This is a genomic window from Brevibacterium sp. LAARM3_SD1 (genome assembly GCF_057364765.1).
The window spans coordinates 16,152-37,274 of sequence record NZ_JBNFOL010000021.1; the positions used below are offsets into that span (position 1 = coordinate 16,152).

The 21,123-nt window shown below is 65.3% G+C and carries 19 protein-coding genes, 1 tRNA gene and 1 pseudogene; all 21 read left to right on the top strand.

Going from position 1 to position 21,123, the window contains the following annotated elements:
• Nucleotides 1–213 precede the first annotated feature (213 nt).
• Nucleotides 214–1,251: a M15 family metallopeptidase gene (locus AC2W7L_RS12260; protein ID WP_486004689.1), complete on the top strand. Its 1,038-nt coding sequence runs from the start codon at nucleotides 214–216 to the stop codon at nucleotides 1,249–1,251.
• Between the two features lie 113 nt (nucleotides 1,252–1,364).
• Nucleotides 1,365–1,440 (top strand) — tRNA-Arg (locus AC2W7L_RS12265).
• 122 nt (nucleotides 1,441–1,562) lie between these two features.
• A complete protein-coding gene (locus AC2W7L_RS12270) occupies nucleotides 1,563–2,336 on the top strand; it encodes an ABC transporter ATP-binding protein (RefSeq protein ID WP_486004690.1) in 774 nt (257 codons plus the stop codon).
• A complete protein-coding gene (locus tag AC2W7L_RS12275; RefSeq protein WP_486004691.1) occupies nucleotides 2,333–4,882 on the top strand; it encodes an ABC transporter permease in 2,550 nt (849 codons plus the stop codon). Before AC2W7L_RS12270 ends, AC2W7L_RS12275 begins: the two co-directional genes overlap by 4 nt.
• 49 nt (nucleotides 4,883–4,931) lie before the next feature.
• A complete protein-coding gene (locus AC2W7L_RS12280; RefSeq protein ID WP_486004692.1) occupies nucleotides 4,932–6,107 on the top strand; it encodes an MFS transporter in 1,176 nt (391 codons plus the stop codon).
• 107 nt (nucleotides 6,108–6,214) lie between these two features.
• A complete protein-coding gene (locus tag AC2W7L_RS12285; protein ID WP_486004693.1) occupies nucleotides 6,215–7,039 on the top strand; it encodes a DALR anticodon-binding domain-containing protein in 825 nt (274 codons plus the stop codon).
• Nucleotides 7,039–8,478, top strand: a complete 1,440-nt coding sequence (gene lysA, locus AC2W7L_RS12290) for a diaminopimelate decarboxylase (protein ID WP_486004694.1) — start codon at nucleotides 7,039–7,041, stop codon at nucleotides 8,476–8,478. Before AC2W7L_RS12285 ends, lysA begins: the two co-directional genes overlap by 1 nt.
• A 35-nt stretch (nucleotides 8,479–8,513) precedes the next feature.
• Nucleotides 8,514–9,821, top strand: a complete 1,308-nt coding sequence (locus AC2W7L_RS12295; RefSeq protein ID WP_486004695.1) for a homoserine dehydrogenase — start codon at nucleotides 8,514–8,516, stop codon at nucleotides 9,819–9,821.
• A 2-nt stretch (nucleotides 9,822–9,823) separates the two neighbouring features.
• A pseudogene (thrC, locus tag AC2W7L_RS12300) lies at nucleotides 9,824–10,908 on the top strand (threonine synthase).
• Nucleotides 10,909–10,910: 2 nt separating this feature from the next.
• A complete protein-coding gene (thrB, locus tag AC2W7L_RS12305) occupies nucleotides 10,911–11,813 on the top strand; it encodes a homoserine kinase (protein WP_486004696.1) in 903 nt (300 codons plus the stop codon).
• 224 nt (nucleotides 11,814–12,037) lie between these two features.
• Complete coding sequence (gene rho / locus AC2W7L_RS12310; RefSeq protein WP_486004697.1) at nucleotides 12,038–14,083, top strand: transcription termination factor Rho; 2,046 nt, start codon at nucleotides 12,038–12,040, stop codon at nucleotides 14,081–14,083.
• Between the two features lies 1 nt (nucleotide 14,084).
• Entirely contained in the window at nucleotides 14,085–15,161 is a 1,077-nt protein-coding gene (gene prfA, locus AC2W7L_RS12315; RefSeq protein ID WP_486004698.1) for a peptide chain release factor 1, read from the top strand.
• A gap of 180 nt (nucleotides 15,162–15,341) precedes the next feature.
• A complete protein-coding gene (locus AC2W7L_RS12320; protein WP_486004699.1) occupies nucleotides 15,342–16,079 on the top strand; it encodes a N5-glutamine methyltransferase family protein in 738 nt (245 codons plus the stop codon).
• Between the two features lie 78 nt (nucleotides 16,080–16,157).
• A complete protein-coding gene (locus AC2W7L_RS12325; protein ID WP_486004700.1) occupies nucleotides 16,158–16,808 on the top strand; it encodes an L-threonylcarbamoyladenylate synthase in 651 nt (216 codons plus the stop codon).
• Nucleotides 16,809–17,918 (top strand): MraY family glycosyltransferase, encoded by a 1,110-nt coding sequence (locus AC2W7L_RS12330; RefSeq protein WP_167195761.1) that lies wholly within the window; start codon nucleotides 16,809–16,811, stop codon nucleotides 17,916–17,918. It begins immediately after the preceding gene.
• Entirely contained in the window at nucleotides 17,915–18,361 is a 447-nt protein-coding gene (locus AC2W7L_RS12335) for a Cg1360 family ATP-synthase-associated protein (RefSeq protein ID WP_486004701.1), read from the top strand. The genes AC2W7L_RS12330 and AC2W7L_RS12335 overlap by 4 nt, the downstream gene beginning before the upstream one ends.
• Nucleotides 18,362–18,624: 263 nt before the next feature.
• A complete protein-coding gene (gene atpB / locus AC2W7L_RS12340; RefSeq protein ID WP_228281799.1) occupies nucleotides 18,625–19,437 on the top strand; it encodes a F0F1 ATP synthase subunit A in 813 nt (270 codons plus the stop codon).
• 81 nt (nucleotides 19,438–19,518) lie between these two features.
• Nucleotides 19,519–19,743: a F0F1 ATP synthase subunit C gene (gene atpE / locus AC2W7L_RS12345; protein ID WP_025776917.1), complete on the top strand. Its 225-nt coding sequence runs from the start codon at nucleotides 19,519–19,521 to the stop codon at nucleotides 19,741–19,743.
• 19 nt (nucleotides 19,744–19,762) lie between these two features.
• On the top strand, nucleotides 19,763–20,314 hold the full coding sequence (locus AC2W7L_RS12350; RefSeq protein ID WP_039210678.1) for a F0F1 ATP synthase subunit B: 552 nt from the start codon (nucleotides 19,763–19,765) through the stop codon (nucleotides 20,312–20,314).
• A complete protein-coding gene (locus AC2W7L_RS12355) occupies nucleotides 20,314–20,619 on the top strand; it encodes a hypothetical protein (RefSeq protein ID WP_486004702.1) in 306 nt (101 codons plus the stop codon). Before AC2W7L_RS12350 ends, AC2W7L_RS12355 begins: the two co-directional genes overlap by 1 nt.
• A complete protein-coding gene (gene atpH, locus AC2W7L_RS12360; protein WP_486004703.1) occupies nucleotides 20,616–21,119 on the top strand; it encodes an ATP synthase F1 subunit delta in 504 nt (167 codons plus the stop codon). The genes AC2W7L_RS12355 and atpH overlap by 4 nt, the downstream gene beginning before the upstream one ends.
• The last annotated feature ends 4 nt before the right edge of the window (nucleotides 21,120–21,123 follow it).

Genomic DNA, 21,123 nt, shown 5'->3' on the forward strand with positions numbered 1-21,123 from the left:
CGGTTCGTAACGAAACAGTGATTCAGGACACCTGGAGTAGGGCGCCTGTAGTGATTCGTGACCAATCACTGGTGGTGAATGACCTGGTCACACGCCGTGTATGCCCTGAAGGTGACATTCTGTAACGATGTCTTTATAGTGTTGTGACATAGGCTTTCGGGTGCCCGACAGAGGGCCTCCACCGCACAACTTTCACCAACAGTATGGAGCACTATGTCGAGTCAGCTCTCGACCGTCGAGGCGCCGCCGGTTCGCCGACGTGATCTGCGCAAGCAGAACGCCTCTTCGCAGGTTTCGACCATCAACTCCGCGCATCCCGTGACATCGCAGTCGCGGAACGCCGCATCCGCAGCCCTCTCGCCCCGCCGTGCGGCCATGGCCGCCGAGGCCCGCGCCGCAGCGGGTTCACCGCGACGGGCGGCGATGGCCAAAGAGGCTTCGCAGCCGATGACCCCGGCGGGTCATACGTCCACGCTGGCTGCCGCTCACCTCGGCAACCGCGGTTCCGACGGTTCGCTGCTGCGCTCGGTCCGCAGCCGCCAGGTCACGACCTTCTCCGCTCTGGCCACCGTCTCGGTCACCGGCACCGCCATCGCCGCTGTGATGGTCGCCGGAAACATGAGCGGGAACCAGGAAGTCAAGGTCGACGACACCGCCGCTCAGTCCGAACCGCGTGCGATCAGCGCCGAGTCGGTCTCCGCCGACATCAAGGTCGACAAGGACGATAAGACCTCGATGACCATCGGCGCCCCGAGCGCCAAGCAGACCAAGGTCGATGCGGCGTCTCGTGCGATCACGAAGACCGTTCTGCCCGGCTGTGACGAAGCAGCACCGAAGGGCGACGCAAGCAACGGCGAACTGCCCGACGGATGGCTGTGCGAGATCGGTGTGGGCAATCACAAACTGCGCACCGATGCGGCCGTGTCGTTTGCGAAGATGAACGCCGCCTTCAAGAAGGACACCGGCAAGGACATCGCCGTCACCGACTCCTACCGGTCGCTGGAATCGCAGGTCTCCGTCGCCGCACGCAAGCCCGGCTTCGCAGCTCGTCCGGGAACCTCCAACCACGGTTGGGGACTGGCTCTGGACCTCGGTGCAGGCACACAGAACGGAACCGGCGAGCAGTACGAATGGCTCGTCGCCAATGCTGAGAAGTTCGGGTGGGAGAACCCGGACTGGGCCAAGCGCAACTCCTACGAGCTCTGGCACTGGGAATACGTGCCGGGTCGCAAAGCCATGAAGGGCGCCTGATCTGGTCGAACATCGCTGATCACAGCCTTCTTGACACCGCGTGCAGTCCCTCGGGTCTGCACGTGGCGTCGTTTTGGGAGGTGGTGCCCAACGGTGATAGAGTTGCACCCGTTGCCCGCGTAGCTCAGTGGATAGAGCGTCTGCCTCCGGAGCAGAAGGTCGTAGGTTCGAATCCTGTCGCGGGCACCACAACACCGCCCATCTCAACTGCTGAGGTGGGCGGTTCTGCATTCGCGACCCGAGTGGTCGGCAGTGCAGACAGGATCTAAGGTAGTCGGAGACGAGACCCGAACCGTGATGTGAGGCATGCGATGTCGGAACCTGGTGATGAGCCCGTCCAGACGAGCACGGGGGATGACGATATCGTCCTCCGTGCGCAGGGCCTGCGCAAGAGCTTCGGCCGCGGCGATACGGCGGTCGACGCCCTCGACGACATCAGCGTCGACTTCGAATCGGGCCGCTTCACCGCCATCATGGGTCCCTCCGGCTCCGGGAAGTCGACGTTCATGCACGTGCTCGCTGGGCTCGATCGCGTCGATTCGGGCTCGATCATCATGCGCGGCCAGGACATCACCCGTCTCAACGACCGACAGCTGACCCAGCTGCGGCGAGATCGCGTCGGCTTCATCTTCCAAGCCTTCAACCTCGTCCCGACGCTGAGTGCCGAGCAGAACATCGAACTGCCGGTGTCTCTGGCCAGGAAGAAGATCGATCGTGAGTGGAAGGCCGAGGTCGTCGAACGGCTCGAACTCGGCGATCGACTCCAGCACCGGCCGCATGAGCTCTCCGGCGGTCAGCAGCAGAGAGTCGCCGTGGCCCGGGCGCTGCTGACCCGGCCGGATGTCATCTTCGCCGATGAGCCCACCGGGAACCTCGACTCCCATGCCGGCGCGGAGGTCCTGTCCCTGCTCGGCCGCGCCACGACCCTGTACGGGCAGACGATCATCATGGTCACCCACGACCCCGTTGCGGCATCGCATGCCGGTCGGGTCGTCCTCCTCAAGGACGGGCGTGCCACGGGCGAAGTCCGCCAACCGACCCGAGAGAGCGTGGTCACGGCGCTGAGCGAACTGAGCTCTCTGTGATCGCAGTCGCCCTCGCGCAGATTCGGATCCACTGGGCCCGGTTCCTCGCAATCGGCCTCGGCATCGCATTGGCTTCCGGATTCGTCGCGACCACCCTGATCATCAACTCCTCACTGCAGGACAGCCTCGAGCATGCCGTGGGGCGCTCATTCGAGAAGTCCGACCTCACCGTCGTCCCGAGCAGAGACGTCTTCGTCGGGGGAGACGAGGCCTCCCCGCTGCTGGGGCCTTTGGCCGAAGTCGACGGCGTGGACACAGCGTCTCTGTCGGCCCGCACGGTGACCACGGGGCGGGGAGCGGCATTCTCCGAAAGTTCCTTCGCGCTGTCACCGGTGCCCGCGGATGAACGGCTCGACACCTTCGACATGATCTCCGGCCAGCGCCCGGACTCGACGACCGACCTCGTCCTCGACACCCGCACGGCAAGCGAACTCAAGGTGGGAGTCGGTGATGAGATCCGCTTCACCGTCGATGCGGTTCCGGTGGAGAGCGGCAACGATGACATGCCCATATATCGTGGTCCGAGTCAGAGCAGCGTCACCTTCTCCGTCGTCGGCATCGCGGAGATGGGGCAGGATCCGGCGATGCCCGGCGCCACTCGAGCACTGACGACCGCCTCTGGCTATCAGGAGTACTTCGCCCAGCAGGGTGATGTCATCGCCATCCAGATCGCCCTCGAAGACGGTGCGGACCCGGAGGCGGTGCGATCCCAGCTGCAGAGGGTCATCGACGATTCGGACCTGGACGGCAGCCTCGAAGCGCTCACCGTGGACGATGCCGTGAAGGCGAAGACCGACCGTCTCTCCGGCGGCAATGCCGTCGTGACCGGACTGCTGCTCGTCTTCGCCGGAATCTCCGTCATCGTCGCCATCCTCGTCGTCTCCAACACCTTCTCCGTCATCGTCGCCGGACGCCGTCGCGAATTCGCACTCCTGCGCTGCCTCGGCGCCACTCGCGTGCAGATGTACGGCTCCGTCGTGGCCGAAGGACTCTTCGTCGGACTGCTCGGGTCGATCTTCGGCGCCCTCGCCGGGGTGGCCGTCAGCCGCGGACTCATGGCCGCGGCCGTGAAGTACTGGCCGGAGGAGTTCCCCTACGACACGCTCACCGTTCCCGTCTCCGCCCTGGTCAGCGGCGTCGTCGTCGGCGCCCTGCTGACGATCGTGGCCACCATGCGGCCGGCCCGCAGCGCCATCGCTGTGACCCCGCTCGAAGCACTCCAGCCCTTCGACGCATCCATCTCTCCCCGCACCCGCGCCCGACCCCGTCAGCTCGTGGGCTTCGGCTTCATCGGACTGGGCATCGTCCTCGTCATCGTCTCTGTCTATGCCGTGTCGACCACCCAGCTGTGGATCCTCGGCGGCGCGGTGGGCGGAGGGCTCGTGGTCACGGGACTGGTGATCAGTTCGGCGAAGATCATCCCGCCCGTCGTCGCGTGGACGGGCGAGGTGCTGTTCAGCCCCTGGGGCGTGCCCGGACAGCTGGCGACCCTGAACACCCTGCGCAATCCGCGCCGCACCGCGGCCACGGCCACGGCGCTGATCATCGGTGTGACCCTGGTGGCGACGATCCTCGTCGGCGGAACGTCGACGAAGGCGACGCTCAGCCACGGACTCGACCAGCGCTATCCCGTCGATATCTCCGTGCCGCTGTCGGGCCTCGTCGACGATGACGAACTCGATGACGTCCGCGAGATCCCCGGTGTGTCGACCGCGGTCATCGCTCACCGCGCCGAGGCGGTCGAAGACTTCAAGGGTTCCCGTCCCGAGATCTTCGTCATCGACCCGGACAGTGCCGAGACCGTGCTCGGTGACGCAGCCGCCGATATCGTCTCCGGTCGCGTCACCGTTCCCGAGGACTACCGCTCTTCGACCGTGCGGGTGAGAGGGCTCAACGAGATGAGCCTGCCCGTGCACAGGGACGGACTCTCCAGCCGCGCGTTCTTCACCACCCCCGATGTCGGCAACGACCTCGGCATCTCAGCGACGACGACGGCCGTGCTCGTCCGTCTCGATGAGGACGTCGAGGTCGACGAGATCACGCGCATCCGCCAGTCCGTGGCCGAGACACTTGACGTCTCGAGCGAAGAGGTCGGCGGTTCGGCCGTCGCCCGCGGCGCCTATTCCGAACTCATCGACGTCATGCTCGCCGGGGCCGTGGCCCTCCTCTTCGTCTCCGTGATCATCGCGCTCATCGGAGTCTCGAACACGGTCAGCCTCTCCGTCATCGAACGCCGGCGGGAGAACGCGCTGATGCGGGCGCTGGGCTTGAGCATCGCGCAGCTGCGGACCCTGCTGGCGCTCGAAGCCGTGCTCATCTCATCGGTGGCCGCGCTGCTCGGGCTCGTCCTCGGCGGTGCCCTGGGCATCGTCGGCACACGGCTGGTCACGCACGACTACTCCACCGACCTCATCGTCGACTTCTCCGCACCGTCCTTCCTCGGCATCCTCGGCGTGGCGATCATCGCGGGGATCCTCTCCGCGCTGGCACCGGCCAGACGAGCGTCTCGCCTTTCACCCGTCGAGGGGCTCAAGATCGACTTCTGATGCGCCCCGGTCGCGGGACGGAAGGTCGGCGTCTGATAGGAAAGAGCTCATGAACTCCGCCCACATCCGCATTCTGATCGTCCTCGGAATCGTCTTCGCCGCCTTCAATCTGCGGCCCGGAGTCACCGGTCTCTCACCGCTGCTCGATGCCATGGGCGCAGAGATCGAACTGAGCGCGGTGTTCCTCGCGATCATCGGCATGCTGCCGCCGCTGCTCTACGGACTCAGCGGCTTCCTCACCCCGCGGCTCTATGCCCGCTTCTCCGGGCTCGGCCTGACCCTGGCCGCGATGGTGATGGTCACGATCGGATTGGGAATCCGCGCGGTCATCGATTCCCAGTCGCTCTTCCTCGCCCTCAGCGTGCTCGCCCTGCTGGGAATGGGCATCGGCAACGTCGTCCTCCCGCCGCTGGTGAAATCGTATTTCCCCGACAAGGTGGCGCTCATGTCGACCGTTCACGTCGGGCTGCTCCAATTCGGCACGTTCATCCCGCCGCTGGTCGCCGTTCCCCTCGCTTCCGGCGTCGGATGGAGGGGGTCGCTCCTCGTCTGGGCCGGGTTCGCGGCTCTGGGAGTGGCCGCCTGGTTCGTCATCCGCATCGTCAGGCCGGCACCAGCCAACGAGGTGGCCGCCGCCGTGGTCGGCGGCAGCGAACTCTCCCGCCTGCTGCGCAGCCCACGGGCGTGGGCGCTGATGACGATGACCGGGCTGACGTCGTTCAACAACTTCATCCTCTTCACCTGGCTGCCGAGCCTGCTCACCCGGTCCGGATTCGATGCGGCCTTCGGCGGAGCGATGCTGGCGCTGGTCACCGCCATCCCCCTCGTCCTCGGCTTCGTCCTGCCGACCCTGGCGCAGAAGATGCGTTCGGCATATCTCATCGTCGTCGGCTTCTGCCTCAGCCTGGCCGTAGGCTACCTGGGCCTGTGGCTGCTGCCGACGGCGGCTCCCGTCCTGTGGACTGTGCTGCTGGGCATCGGCATCTCCACGTTCCCGCTGGCGCTGACGCTCATCACCCTGCGGGCACGTGACGCCGAGGCGGCGGCCGCACTGTCCGGGTTCGTCCAGGGCGGCGGCTACCTGCTGGCGGCCACGGGACCGCTGATCTTCGCGTTCCTCATCCAGAGTTTCGACAGCATGTGGCCGGCATTCGCCGTGGTGCTCGCCTCGGTGGTCGTCAAACTCTTCGTCAGTCACGCTGCGTGCCGGCCCGGCGCGATCTGAACTCCAGTGGGCTTCCGTCCCGATCTGCCGCGGGCATCCGTCTCGTCATGAGAGCGAAGATGACACCGGATTCGTCCTCGCAGTCCGGCCCCGAGTACTCTGTTCGAGTGACCCCGGAAGACCTGCAGACTGCACTCGCGCGCGCCTTGGCGACGGCCGAGGCAGGTCTCGTGGCACCGGGATTCGACACACCCGTCGATGTCCTCGCCCCGACTCGTCCCACACTCGGCGACTGGACGACACCGGCAGCGCTGCGCGCAGCCTCTGCACCCGAACGGCGAACCGAACTCGCGGCACATCTGTGCACTGAACTGAGCCGCCACCCCGAGGTGGCAGACGCCGTCATCGCCGAGCCCGGGTTCGTCAACGTGACCCTGACTCCGGCCGGCCGGGCGCAGGTTGTCTGCGACATCGTCACTGTGGCGGAGACCGACGCCGATGGGAACGCGGGCCAGGATCGTACCCCGCTGCGTTCGCTGCTCGCACCCTCGGACCGGGAGTCGGCACAGGATCTCCTCGCAGACGGAATCGATGTGCACATCGATCCGGTCGCAGTGGACGACCTCCGACGCGGGCATGCCGCCGCGTGCCGCGAACGGCGGCGGGCACAGCGAGCGGGAATCCCGACCGACGGCATCGATGCTGCGAGACTCGAACATCCGTGTGAGACTCGGATGCTCAATGCAGTCGCGGGCCTGCCGTCAGCGCTGGAACGATCACGCCGCCTCGGCGAGGCCGATCCCTTCCTCATGGCACTCCTCGACCTTGCCGACACCGTCGAGGTCTGGATCCGCCGCTGCCCGGTCACCCCGACGGTCGATGAGGACATCACCGTCACCCATACCTCCAGGCTCCTCGCTCTGAGGGCCGTCATCATCGTCCTCGCCGCAGGACTACGACAATTGGGCGCTTCGGCCCCGGAGAGGATCTGATGCCCGCACATATCGCAGGGACACTGCACGCGACACCGGCCCCGGTGTGGCTGCCCTATCCCGATGACGTCAACGCGTTGCTGCCGAGTCTGTGGTCGGACAATGTCACGAAGACCGCCGAGGGAGTGCTCACGATCGCCGGTCATCCCGTGACGGACCTGGCCGAGCAGTACGGCACCCCCACCCTCGTCATGGACGTCGCCGACTTCCGCAGCCGCGCCGAGAGCTACCTGAGCACCTTCTCCCACGCGTTCTCCGTCGACAAGGGCCTGGCCGGAGCCGACGTCTTCTATGCAGGGAAGGCGTTCTTGTGCACGGCGGTCGCCCGATGGGTGCATGAGGCCGGCCTCGGACTCGACACCTGCTCTCTGGGAGAGATGATGATCGCCCGCGCCGCCGGCGTCCCCGGCGACCGCGTCGGACTGCACGGAAACAACAAGTCCGCGGCAGAACTCGAATACGCCCTCGACTACGGTGTGTCCAGGATCTTCGTCGACAGCCTCGACGAGGTCGCTCGACTGGAATCCATCGCAGCGGCCAGAGGTGCCGTCGCCCCCGTCATGCTGCGAGTCACCGTCGGTGTCGAAGCGCACACCCATGACTTCATCGCCACGGCTCACGAAGACCAGAAGTTCGGACTCTCCCTCGCCGATGGCACGGCAGCCCGGGCGGCTCGCCTGGTCGCGGAATCCGAACATCTGCGTCTCGACGGCCTCCACTCGCATATCGGATCGCAGATCTTCGACATCTCCGGATTCCAGGTCGCCGCCGCACGCGTTCTCGCATTCCGCGCCGAGATCATGGGCGAACACGGCATCGACCTGCCCGATGTCGACCTCGGCGGCGGTTTCGGAATCCGCTACACCTCGCAAGACACCCCGATCCCGGTCGCGGAGATGGCCGAGGAGCTCGCCTCCGTCGTCGCCAAGGAATGCCGGGGGCTGGGTACGAGCGTTCCTCGGATCTCCATCGAACCCGGACGAGCGATCGTCTCCCCGGCGGTGTTCACGCTCTACGAAGTCGGCACCGTCAAGCAGGTGAGCACCGACAGCGGCCTGCGCACCTATGTCGCCGTCGACGGGGGCATGAGCGACAACATCCGCACCGCTCTCTATGACGCGGACTATTCGTGCACTCTGGCCAACCGGAACTCTTCCGCTGAACCCGCCATCGTGCGCGTCGTCGGCAAGCACTGCGAATCCGGCGACATCATCGTCCGCGACGAGTACATGGGCGCCGACGTCACCGCGGGCGACCTCGTCGCAGTCCCGACCACCGGGGCGTACTGCCGGTCGCTGTCCAACAACTACAACCACCTGCCCCGGCCGGGCGTGCTCGCCGTCGAGGCCGATAGAGTTGAGTGGATCGTGACACCCGAGGACCACGCGCAGATGTTCGCCACCGACCCGGGCATGACCGGGGGAGGAGCACCGAACTGATGAGCCTGGGAGACAAGAGCGAAAAAGGTGAGAAAATGCAGGCATTGAAGGTTGCCATGCTCGGATGCGGAGTCGTCGGCACGGAAGTCGCCGCCCGTATTCAGAACCGGGCAGAAGGCCTGGCCGAACGCATCGGCGCTCCGCTGGAGCTGAGCGCCATCGTCGTCCGCGATGCCTCTAAGGCCCGTCCGGGAATCGATGAGAAGCTGCTCACGACCGACGCCGAGGCGGCCATCGCCGGCGCCGATATCGTCGTCGAGCTGATGGGCGGGATCGAACCCGCACGCTCGCTCATCACCGCGGCGCTGCGCCAGGGATCATCCGTCGTGACCGCGAACAAAGCGCTGCTGGCCGCCAGCTACGGCGAACTCATGTCCGCGGCCGATGCCGCCGGTGTGCGCCTCGAGCACGAAGCAGCGGTGGCCGGAGCGATTCCGATCATCCGTCCCGTCGGCGATTCGCTGGCCGGTGACCGGATCGAGCGCATCATGGGCATCGTCAACGGAACGACGAACTACATCCTCGATCAGATGGACTCCGAAGGCTGGGACTTCGACCAGGCGCTCACCGCCGCTCAGGAGCTCGGATACGCAGAGGCCGATCCGACCGCTGACATCGGCGGTCACGATGCGGCTGCGAAGGCCGCGATCCTGTCGTCTCTGGCCTTCCATGCTCCCGTGTCGATCGATGACGTCCACGTCGAGGGCATCGAAGGCATCACCGCCGAGATGGTCGAGACCGCCCGGGACCAGGGATTCGTCATCAAACTCCTGGCCGTGTGCGAACGCGTCGTCTCGTCTCCGGCAGGCGCCGGGCTCTCCGCGCGCGTGTACCCGGCTCTGCTCGACAGGGGCCACGCATTGGCCTCCGTGCGCGGTGCCTTCAACGCGGTGTTCATCGAAGCCGAAGCCGCCGGAGAGCTGATGTTCTACGGCCAGGGAGCCGGGGGAGCCCCGACCGCCTCCGCCGTGCTCGGAGACCTCGTCTCGGTGGCCAGGCGCAAGGTGCTCGGCGGACGCGGACAGTACGAACGCCCCTTCCACGAGGACTACCCGATTCTGCCGATCTCGGCCATCACGACCAGGTACCACATCACCCTCGACGTGGTGGACCGTCCCGGCGTGCTCGCCGCGGTCTCCGAAGTCTTCGCCGACGAAGGCGCCTCCATCGAACTCATGCGACAGACGATCGGCGACGTCGACGAGCAGGGCGTCCAGCATGCGAAGCTCGTGTTGGCCACCCACTCGAACACCGACTCGACTCTGCAGAAGACGGTTGATCGCCTCATCGATCTGCCTGTCGTCCACACCGTCAAATCCGTGATCCGCGTAGAAGGACAGTGACAATGAACTACCCCAGACACCAGTGGAAGGGCGTCGTCGAGGAATACCGCAGCCTCCTCGACATCTCCGCTGACACTCCCGCAGTCACCCTCGGAGAGGGCGGGACCCCGTTGATCAAGGCGGAGAAGCTCAGTGCGCGCACCGGTGCTCAGGTGTGGGTGAAGTACGAAGGCCTCAACCCGACCGCCTCCTTCAAGGACCGCGGCATGACGATGGCGATCACGAAGGCCGTGGCTCACGGTGCCAAGGCCGTCATCTGCGCCTCGACGGGCAACACCTCGGCCTCTGCAGCCGCCTATGCCACGAAGGCCGGACTGACCTGTGCGGTGCTCGTGCCCAGCGGCAAGATCGCGCCGGGGAAGATGAGCCAGGCCATCGCCCACGGGGCGACTCTGCTCGAAGTCGACGGAAACTTCGACGACTGCCTGACGCTGTGCCGGAAGCTCTCCGAGTCCTACCCGGTCCACCTCGTCAACTCGGTCAACCCCGATCGCATCGAGGGCCAGAAGACCGCGGCCTTCGAAGTCGTCGACGTCCTCGGCGACGCCCCCGACATCCATGCGCTGCCCGTCGGCAATGCCGGCAACATCACGGCGTACTGGAAGGGCTACAACGAATACCGCGAAAACGGCATCTCCAAGCGGCTGCCGCAGATGTGGGGCTTCCAAGCCGCCGGAGCCGCACCGCTGGTGCTCGGTCACCCGGTCGACGAACCCGATACGGTGGCGACCGCCATCCGCATCGGCAACCCCGCCAGCTGGACGCAGGCGGAGACGGCGCGTGACGACTCCGGCGGCCTCATCGATTCGGTCACCGACGACGAGATCCTCGCCGCCCACAAGATCCTGTCGGGCGAAGAGGGCATCTTCGTCGAACCCGGTTCGGCCGCCTCGGTGGCGGGACTGCTGAAGATGGCCGACGCCGGCCGCATCCCGGCCGACGCGACGATCGCCGTTACCGTGACCGGTCACGGACTCAAGGACCCCAGCTGGCCCTGCATACCGCAGACGGCTCCGATATCGAAACCAAGCGCGTCTCCGTCGACGCAGTCAGCGCCGCACGTGCGCTGGGACTCGAGGACAGCTGAGCGTGCGCGTCCGACTCGAGGTCCCGGCCACCTCGGCGAATCTGGGGCCCGGCTACGACTCGTATGGGCTGGCGCTCGACATCGTCGACACCCTCACCCTCACCGTCCATGACGCAGCGGTCGATCCTCACCGCTGCGTCGAAGTGACGGGGGAGGGCGCGGACGTGCTGCCCCGGGACCGCTCGCACCTGATCATGCGGATCATCGGCGAAGTGCTCGACGCGGAGTTCCCTGATGTCGCTGCCGAGCTGAAACCGCGTCTGACGCTCGAGTGCGTCAACCGGATCCCCCATTCCCGTGGCATGGGCTCATCGGCGGCAGCGGTCGTCGCCGGGATCGGCCTCGCGGCCGAACTCGGAGCCTGGTCGACCGGAGCGGAACTGAGCCGCGATCGGATCCTCGAGATCGCCACCGCCGTCGAAGGGCATCCCGACAATGCCGCGCCCGCGATCTTCGGCGGACTCACCGTCTCTCTTTCCACGCCCGTGAAGTCGTGGCAGGTGCCCGTGCGCACACTCGAGACGGTCACGGTTCTCGTGCCCTCCTTCCGCCTCGACACCGAGGTCGCGCGGGGGCTCATCCCCGCGGGCATCGATCATGCGATCGCGGCAGACAACTCAGCCCGGGCCGGCCTGCTCGTCCACGGGCTGAGCAACGACGCGGACGTGCTCTTCGACGCCACCCGCGATCAGCTCCATCAGGAGTTCCGTCGCAGCGCCTATCCGGAGTCGATGGCGCTGGTCGACACGCTGCGCGCCGAGGGACTCCCGGCCGTCATCTCCGGAGCCGGACCTACGGTGCTCGTCCTCGCCGAGGCGGTGCCCGACACACTCGTCCCGGCAGGCATCGACGTTCACCGCACGGCGATTGACCTCGACGGTTATCGCGTGAGCCGAGAAAATTGAGGAAACGATTCGCCAGATCGGCTGCGAACAAGTAGACTGTGGGTGTTCCGACAGGGCACGGCTTCCCGCTGTTCTTCACAGATCCGTCGCCGATGTCATACATTCTGGAACATCTCCTGCTCAGTCTTTAGCAGGTTTTCTTTCACAACGCACCGTCAATGGTGTTTCCGTCGCCGTGAGCAAACGGCACATGCCGCACGGCCGAAAGAGGGAGAAGGACCTTCGTGTCTGAAACCACCACTCAGGATTCCACCCCGCGCACAGGCAGCCTCACAGCGCTGCGGCTGCCGCAGCTCCAGGAAATGGCCGCCGGTCTGGGAATCAAGGGTTACCGTCGTCTTCGCAAGAGCGAACTGATCGACGCCATCAACAGCCACTCGGGCGGATCCGCTGAGACGAAGTCCGCCCCCGCCGAGAAGAAGTCCGCGCAGCCGGCCGCCAAGGCCGAGAAGCCGACGGAGAATCAGGACGAGAAGAAGCAGGAGTCGACGACTCGTCGCTCCTCGCGTCGTTCTGCCGCTTCCGCGTCCGAGGATGCACCGGCGCTCATCATCGAACCGACTTCGGACTCCTCGTCGGAGAACGAATCCGGCGCTGCTCAGTCCGGGGGAGCACACTCCGACGAGACGAGCAGTGACCAGGATCGTCAGCGCTCCCGCCGCAGCCGTTCGCGTTCCCGCGGTGCTGACGCCCCGGGCGAGAGCCGCGACAGCAGCGGTGAGGAATCGACCGAACGCGGCGGCCAGGATCGCTCCGGCAACCAGGATCGCTCCGGCGATCAGAACCGCTCCGGTGATCAGAACCGCTCCGGTGACCAGGACCGCTCGGACCGTGACCACCGCGGTGGACGCGACAACGATCGTCGCGGCCGGAACAACGATCGCTCCGACGACAACCGCGGCGGCAATGACCGCAATGGGGGCAACGGCCGGAACAACAACGACCGGGACGGCGGCAACGATCGCGGACACCGCAATGATCGCGGCGGCAACAACGATCGTCGCAATCGCAGCAACGACGATGACGACCGCGGCAACAACCGACGCGGTCGGGGCCGGGACCGGAAACGTCGCGGCCGCGGCAACGACGAGCCGGACATCCGCAACGACGATGTGCTCATCCCCGTCGGCGGCATCCTCGACGTCCACGACAACTACGCTTTCCTCCGCACCTCCGGCTACCTGCCGGGACCGAACGACGTCTATCTCTCGGCTTCCATGGTGCGCAAGAACGGTCTGCGCAAGGGTGACGCCGTCGCCGGCGCCATCCGTCAGCCGCGTGAGAACGAACAGCGCGGCAACAAGCGCGAGAAGTTCGATGCTCTCGTCCGCCTCGACTCCGTCAACGGACTCACCGTCGACGATGCTCGCAGCCGCGTCGAGTTCTCCAAGCTGACTCCGCTCTACCCGCAGGATCGTCTGCGCCTCGAGACCACCTCGAAGCTGCACTCGACCCGCCTCATCGATCTCATCACCCCGATCGGCAAGGGCCAGCGCGGACTCATCGTCGCACCTCCGAAAGCCGGCAAGACGACGATCATGCAGCAGATCGCCAACGCGATCACCGAGAACAACCCCGAAGCGCACCTCATGGTCGTCCTCGTCGACGAACGTCCCGAGGAAGTCACGGACATGCAGCGTGCGGTCAAGGGCGAAGTCATCGCCTCGACCTTCGACCGTCCGGCCGACGACCACACCACGATCGCCGAACTCGCCATCGAACGCGCCAAGCGTCTCGTCGAGATGGGCTCCGATGTGGTCGTGCTGCTCGACAACATCACTCGCCTCGGCCGTGCCTACAACATCGCGCAGCCGGCATCCGGCCGGATCCTCTCCGGCGGTGTCGACGCCAATGCGCTCTACCCGCCGAAGAAGTTCTTCGGTGCGGCACGCAATATCGAAGGCGGCGGCTCGCTGACCATCCTGGCCACGGCCCTCGTCGAGACTGGTTCGAAGATGGACGAAGTCATCTTCGAAGAGTTCAAGGGCACCGGCAACATGGAGCTGCGTCTGAGCCGTCAGCTCGCCGACAAGCGCATCTTCCCGGCCATCGACGTCAACTCCTCAAGCACCCGTCGCGAGGAGATGCTCATGACCAATGAAGAGACGAAGGTCATGTGGCAGCTGCGCCGACTGCTCTCCGGACTCGAGCAGCAGCAGGCAGTCGAACTGCTCATGTCGAAGCTCAAGGAGACCGGCTCGAACGTCGAGTTCCTCATGCAGGTCCAGAAGACGACTCCGCTGCCGAAGTCGTCGACCGACAACAGCTGAGATGGTCGACGACACCCTCACGGCCGGCGTCAGCGCACTGCTCGATGAGCATGCCCGGGTACAGGAGGAACTCTCCGATCCCGCGGTCCACGCTGACGCCGGCCGGGCCAAGAAGCTGACCAGGCGGTACGCGGAACTCGACAAGGTCGCCGCAGCCGCCCGGCACTTCGCCCAGCTCGAGGCCGACCACGCAGCCGCCGTGGAACTGGCCGACGACGACGCCGACTTCGCCGCAGAGGCCAAGCGACTGTCCGCAGAGATGGAAACGGCCGAGGGTGAGCTCAAGGATCTCCTGGTCCCCAGCGACCCGGACGACTCCCGAGACGCGATCATCGAGATCAAAGCCGGCGAAGGCGGAGACGAATCCGCACTGTTCGCCGGTGATCTGCTGCGGATGTATCAGCGGTGGATCGATGCGCGGGGCTGGTCGAGCCAGATCCTCGACGCCACCCATTCGGACCTCGGCGGATACAAAGACGTCAGCATGGCCGTCAAGGCCAAGAACGACGGCGCCTACGGCTGGGTGAAGTTCGAAGGCGGAGTGCACCGAGTCCAAAGAGTCCCGGTCACCGAGTCACAGGGGCGTATCCACACCTCCGCGGCCGGTGTGCTCGTCTTCCCCGAGGTCGATGAGCCCGAAGAGGTCCAGCTGGACGAACACGATCTGCGCATCGACGTCTACCGCTCATCCGGCCCCGGCGGGCAATCCGTGAACACCACGGACTCAGCCGTGCGCATCACCCACCTGCCGACCGGAATCACCGCGAGCTGCCAGAACGAGAAGTCCCAGCTGCAGAACAAGGACGCAGCGATGCGCATGCTCCGTGCCCGGATCCTCGCCAAACAGGCGGAGGAGGCCGCAGCGGAAGCCGCGGACATCCGCCGTTCACAGGTGCGCACCGTCGACCGTTCGGAACGCATCCGCACATACAACTTCCCGGAGAACCGGATCACCGATCACCGCACCGGTTACAAGGCCTACAACCTCGACCAGGTGCTGGCAGGCGACCTCGATCCCGTCATCGGCTCCTGCCGAGACGCCGACAAGGCCGCTCGCCTCGACGCACTGGGGGACTGAGCTGGACACCGCCAGGCCGACCCGCGTCTCCGACATCCTGCGTGGGGCCACCCATCTCTTCACCGAGGCAGGAATCCCGAGCCCCGAAAGCGATGCGCTCGAACTGCTCGCCCACGCGTGGAGATCGATCGGGCAGCTCTGAGCCGCCGCCGTCTCTTCGACGATCCCGTACCGGTGACTGTGAGCTCGCGATTCGCCGAACTGTGTGATCGGCGCCGGCAGCGAACACCGCTGCAGCATCTCACCGGCATCGCCCACTTCCGGCACCTGGAGCTGCAGGTGGGACCCGGAGTCTTCGTCCCCAGGCCGGAAACCGAGCTGCTGGCAGGCGCTGTCCTGACCGAACTGTCCGAGCTCGACTCGACGCCGAAGACCGCCGAAGTCCGACGACCTTTCGTCATCGATCTGTGTTCCGGATCGGGAGCAGTCTCCCTGTCCGTCGCCACCGAATTCGACGGCGTCGACGTCCTCGGAGTCGAACGCGAACCCACCGCCCTCGATTGGTCACTGACGAACCTCGAGCACAGCCGCCTCGGCGAGTCGACTGTCGAGTTCATCCTCGGTGATGCGACGACGATCGCCGAGGCGCGACCCGATCTGCGCGGATATGCCGACATCGTCGTGACTAACCCGCCCTACGTTCCCGATTCCGCGGTGCCGAGGGATCCGGAGGTCGCCGACCACGACCCCGCGGCCGCTCTCTACGGTGGGGATTCAGGTCTGGAAGTACCGGGGCTCATCATCCTCGAAGCCGAGCAGCTGCTGCGACGCGGCGGACTATTCCTCATGGAACACAGCGAGGAACAGGGCGCCGGCGCACGGGAACTGCTGGCAGCCACGGCCAGTCTGAGACACCCCGCAACCTTCCAGGACTACACTGGACGCGACCGGTATACGGTGGCACGCCGCGAGGCGTAGGAGACCGCGGAGACGAATCCGTGCCCCGCACCGCTCAAACACCGAGACCACAGCCCGAACATTCGAAACGGAGAACTCGTGTCGAGACGATTCGACGTCAGCCAAGCCGAAATCCGTGAGCTCGTCTTCGACGAGTGCGCGCGAGTCGTCGACACAGGCAACCTGCTCGTCATCCCCACCGATACCGTCTACGGAATCGCCGCCGATGCCTTCAGCGCTTCGGCCGTCGCTGCCCTGCTCGCGGCCAAGGGCCGCGGCCGAGACATGCCGCCTCCGGTTCTCGTCCCGCGTGCGGAGACCATCTTCGGTCTCGTCGACGGGGTGGACGAGACCGTGCTGGCACTGACCGCGAAGTTCTGGCCCGGACCGCTGACGATCATCGCCAACGCCCAGCCCTCCCTCGATTGGGACCTCGGCGACACCCACGGAACCGTGGCCGTGCGCATGCCCGATGACGAGTCTGCACTGGCACTGCTCGGTCGCACCGGGCCGCTGGCCGTGTCGAGCGCCAATATCTCCGGACAGCCCGCCGCCCAGACCGCCGACGAAGCGCAGGAGATGCTCGGCGACGATGTCGACATCTATGTCGACGGGGGAGTGCGCGAGTCGGGAATGTCGTCGACGATCATCGACCTCAGCGGTGACGTGCCCCGTATCCTGCGCCGCGGCCCGATCTCCGCCGAGGAGCTGCGCGAGATCGTCCCCGAGCTCATCGACCTGGACGGCTGAGTGCGCGCCTACCTCTTCATCCTCATCGTCTCCGCCCTCGTGGCGTACCTGCTGACCCCCATGGTCAAGCGGGTCGCCGAACGAGGAAAGATCTTCTCACCCTTACGCGACCGCGACGTCCATTCCGTCCCGACGCCGAGGCTGGGGGGAGTGGCCATGTTCGGCGGGCTCCTCGCCGGGCTGATCTTCGCCTCCCAGATGCCGTTCCTCAATCGGATCTTCGTCGAACTGGGACCGATCATCGGCATCGCCGGAGCCGCCGGACTGCTCTGCCTGCTCGGAGTCATCGACGACATCTGGGACCTGCATTGGATGGCGAAGCTCGCCGGCCAAGCTCTCGCCGCGGGCTTCATGGCGATCAAGGGCGTGGCCCTGCTGTCGATTCCCTTCGGCGGCGTCATCATCGGCTCACCGCGGATGTCGATCATCGTCACCGTCCTCGTCGTCCTCGTGACCATCAACGCGGTGAACTTCGTCGACGGGCTCGACGGGCTCGCCGCGGGCGTCGTCGCCATCGGCGGAAGCGCGTTCTTCATCTACTCCTACTGGCTGGCCCGTGACGCCTCACCGGAGTCCTACGCGAACCTCGCCTCGCTCATCATCGCGATCCTCGTCGGTGCCTGCCTCGGCTTCCTGCCGCACAACTTCAACCCGGCCAGGATCTTCATGGGCGACTCAGGGTCGATGCTCATCGGCCTGCTGCTGGCCGCTTCGACGATCAGGGTCACCGGGCAGGTCGACCCGGCACTGATCGGCCAGGAGCGGGCGTTTGCCACCTTCATGCCGATCATCCTGCCGATCGCCGTGATGTTCCTGCCGCTGCTCGACCTCGGACTGGCCGTGGTCCGCAGGCTGCGTGCCGGACAGTCTCCGTTCTCCGCCGATGCGAAACACCTCCACCACCGGATGCTGCGCCTCGGGCATTCCCATGCCCGTGCGGTGCTCATCCTCTACACCTGGACGGCGCTCATCGCCTTCGGCTCGGTGCTCCTTCTGTTCCAGGGCTGGCTGTTCTCCGCCTGCGTCATCGGCGGTCTTGCGGCCATCACCCTGATCTTCACCTTCTATCCCCTTCGCATGCGTCAGAAAGCCAGAGAGGAAATCTCGTGACCGACCCGATACCGCGCCAAGAGACCGAAGTCGAAGCAGCCTGGACCCGCGTGTGGAGGACGCTGCTCATCCGCGGCATCATCCTCGTCCTCGTCGTCGCTGCCCTCGGAATGGGCATCGGCTGGCTGGTCTCGGGGATGACGGGACTCGTCGGCGGCGCCGTCGGCGGGGGACTGGCCGCAGTCTTCATCATCATCACCCTCGTCATCATGTATCTGGGCCGGAACATGGGACTGACCGCGATCGCCGGGTTCCTCGGGATCGGGTTCCTGTTCAAGGCCTTCATCTTCATGATCGTCATCTGGCGCATCAAGGACGCGACGTGGCTCGACGGCACGGTCGCCTTCTTCACGATCGTCGTCGCAGTGATCGGTTCGTCTCTCGTTGAAGCGATCACCGTGGTCAAGGGACGCGTCCCCTACGTCGATCCGGAAGCTCGATAGGCGAGCAGCGGCTCGTCTGCGCACCCATCCGAGACACGTCGAGGGGCGCTGCGCATGATGAATGACGTGTCGTATAAAATCGTTGACAGAAATTGCACAGAGAAGCCTGATGAATTTGTCGGTGACTCTCTACAGTTGGTAGAGTAGTCCCGGTGCTTGGGCGGATCTTCGCCCTTTGTCGCTCCTGAACCTCAAGCCTCGCCTTCAGTGCGGGGCCAAGGCCAGGCCATCAGGGCCCTTGACCATGGGAGAGTAGTAAAAACGTGGGAACACTCAACGCCGCGAACACAACAGTCAGTGCTGCAGAAGGCGGCTTCCACGCACCGTCGATGGCTGAGTTCTTTCCAGCCTCGTTCCTCTTTGAGGGCACACCGTTCGAAATGAACCGCGTGATGCTCATCCGCATCATCGCCACCGTCGCAGTCGTTGTGTTGCTGGCCGTCTGGGCCAAGCGCATGAAGCTCATCCCGACCCGCTTCCAGTCGAGCATGGAGCTCGCTATGGAGTTCGTGACCGTCGGCATCGCCGAGGACACGATGGGCAAGGAGAAGGCCAAGAAGTTCATGCCGCTCATCGTGGCGATCTTCTTCGGCATCCTGTTCTGGAACGTCACGAAGCTCATTCCGTTCCTCAACATGCCGGGCACCGGCGTCATCGGCATGCCGATCGTGCTCACCCTCGTGGTCTATGTGACCTACCACTGGGCCGGCATCGCAGAGAAGGGCCTCGGCCGCTACCTGAAGGATTCGCTCATCCTGCCCGGCGTTCCGCCGGCGATGCACATCCTGCTCATCCCGATCGAGTTCATCACGAAGTTCGTCACCCAGCCGTTCACTCTGGCGATCCGACTCTTCGCGAACATGATGGTCGGCCACCTCCTGCTCGTCCTCTGCTTCTCCGCTACGAGCTTCTTCCTCTTCGACGCCGCGAACGGATTCCAGTTCTTCGGCATCGTCACCTTCGCCGGCGGCATGTTCGTCTTCATCCTGGAGATGCTCATCGTCGTGCTGCAGGCCTACATCTTCGCTCTTCTGTCCTGTGTGTACATCAATGCCGCGATCTCGGACGAACACTGAGATCGCACCCCTAGATCCGTAACTCACGAGTTGCACGGTCGGGCCAACCACCCGGCTTCATTATGAAAGGAAAAGCATCCTATGGATATGCTCGCCGAAGTGTCAGGTAGCGTTTCGACGATCGGTTACGGCCTCGCCGCAATCGGCCCCGGTGTCGGTGTCGGCATCGTCATCGGCAAGACCATCGAAGGAACCGCCCGTCAGCCCGAGATGGCCGGCGCCCTGCGCGGAAACATGTTCCTCGGTATCGCTCTGATCGAGGCTCTGGCCCTCATCGGTATCGCCACCCCGTTCTTCCTGCCCTGATCTCGAAGAGGACTGAAAGATGACTCCGGTAAACATCGTCGCCTCCGCGGAGAACCCGCTTCTCCCGGCGCTGTACGACATCGTCTGGAGTGCCGTCTGTCTGCTGATCGTCTTCCTGGTTGTCTGGAAGTACGTCCTTCCCGCCTTCAACAAGACCCTCGACGAGCGCGCTGAGCGCATCCAGGGTGGAATTGAGAAGGCTGAGAAGGTGCAGGCCGAAGCCGATCAGGCTCTGGCCGAGTATCAGAAGCAGCTCGCCGACGGTCGTGCCGAAGCTGCACGACTGCGCGCCGAGGCTCAGGAAGAGGGCGCCCAGATCATCGCCGACATGAAGGCTCAGGCTCACTCCGAGGCTGATCGCATCATCGCTCAGGCACAGACTCAGATCGACGCCGAACGTCAGTCCGCCATGGTGCAGCTGCGTTCCGAGGTCGGCACTCTTGCCACGGACCTGGCTTCGCGCATCGTCGGTGAGTCGCTCACGGATGACCAGCGTTCGGCCAACGTGGTCGATCGCTTCATCTCCGATCTCGAGTCCAACTCGTCCGCGCAGCCGGTCAAGGGGGCGTGATGCTCCAGTCGAGCAGATTGTCCCTGCAGGCCGTCCTCGAGACCGCGAACTCCGAGATCTCCGGGGGAGACCCTCGACAGATCGGTGAGGAGACTCTGGCAGTCGTCGGCATCCTCGCCGAGAATGTCGGACTGCGCAAGGCTCTGGCAGACTCCTCCGAGTCGGCCGAGAGGAAGCAGCAGCTGCTGCGGACTCTGTTCTCGACTCGGATCACGGATGCGGTTCTGCGCATCAGCGATAAGGCAGTCAGCCGCGCTGGGCGCGGACCCAGGACCTCGTCACCAGCCTCGAAGTCGCCGGTGTGACAGCGGTTGCCGCTGCTGCACAGGCAGCTGGGCAGCTGGGACAGGTCGAAGAGGAGATCTTCCGCTTCGCGCGTCTGCTGGAATCCAACCACGAGCTGTCCCGCGCGCTTGATTCGCAGGCGACAGACGAGAGCAAGCGTGCCCTCGTCTCCGACCTGCTGGGCGGCAAGGCACAGCCAGACACCATCAAGCTGGTCGAACAGGCTGCTCTGCACCCGCGCGGACTCCGCGTGGCGAAGGCGCTCGATCAGTACAGCGATATCCTCGCCGCCCGTCAGCAGCGGTCGGTTGCGGACGTCACCGTCGCCAGACCCCTGAACGAGGCGCAGACCGAAAGGCTGCAGGCGGCATTGTCGGCCAGCTATGGTCGCGAACTCGTCCTCAATGTCCAGGTCGATCCCGAGGTCCTCGGGGGAGTCCGGGTGCAGGTCGGCGACGAGATGATGAACTCGACCGTGGCCGATCGACTGGCCGATGTGCAGCGCAAGCTCGCAGGTTGACACT

Bases quoted from the DNA above. Each gene is read 5' to 3' on its own strand.
- AC2W7L_RS12260 (WP_486004689.1), top strand. From the start codon at position 214: ATGTCGAGTCAGCTCTCGACCGTCGAGGCGCCGCCGGTTCGCCGACGT.
- AC2W7L_RS12270 (WP_486004690.1), top strand. From the start codon at position 1,563: ATGTCGGAACCTGGTGATGAGCCCGTCCAGACGAGCACGGGGGATGAC.
- AC2W7L_RS12280 (WP_486004692.1), top strand. From the start codon at position 4,932: ATGAACTCCGCCCACATCCGCATTCTGATCGTCCTCGGAATCGTCTTC.
- lysA (WP_486004694.1), top strand. From the start codon at position 7,039: ATGCCCGCACATATCGCAGGGACACTGCACGCGACACCGGCCCCGGTG.
- AC2W7L_RS12295 (WP_486004695.1), top strand. From the start codon at position 8,514: ATGCAGGCATTGAAGGTTGCCATGCTCGGATGCGGAGTCGTCGGCACG.
- prfA (WP_486004698.1), top strand. From the start codon at position 14,085: ATGGTCGACGACACCCTCACGGCCGGCGTCAGCGCACTGCTCGATGAG.
- atpE (WP_025776917.1), top strand. From the start codon at position 19,519: ATGGATATGCTCGCCGAAGTGTCAGGTAGCGTTTCGACGATCGGTTAC.
- AC2W7L_RS12350 (WP_039210678.1), top strand. From the start codon at position 19,763: ATGACTCCGGTAAACATCGTCGCCTCCGCGGAGAACCCGCTTCTCCCG.
- AC2W7L_RS12355 (WP_486004702.1), top strand. From the start codon at position 20,314: ATGCTCCAGTCGAGCAGATTGTCCCTGCAGGCCGTCCTCGAGACCGCG.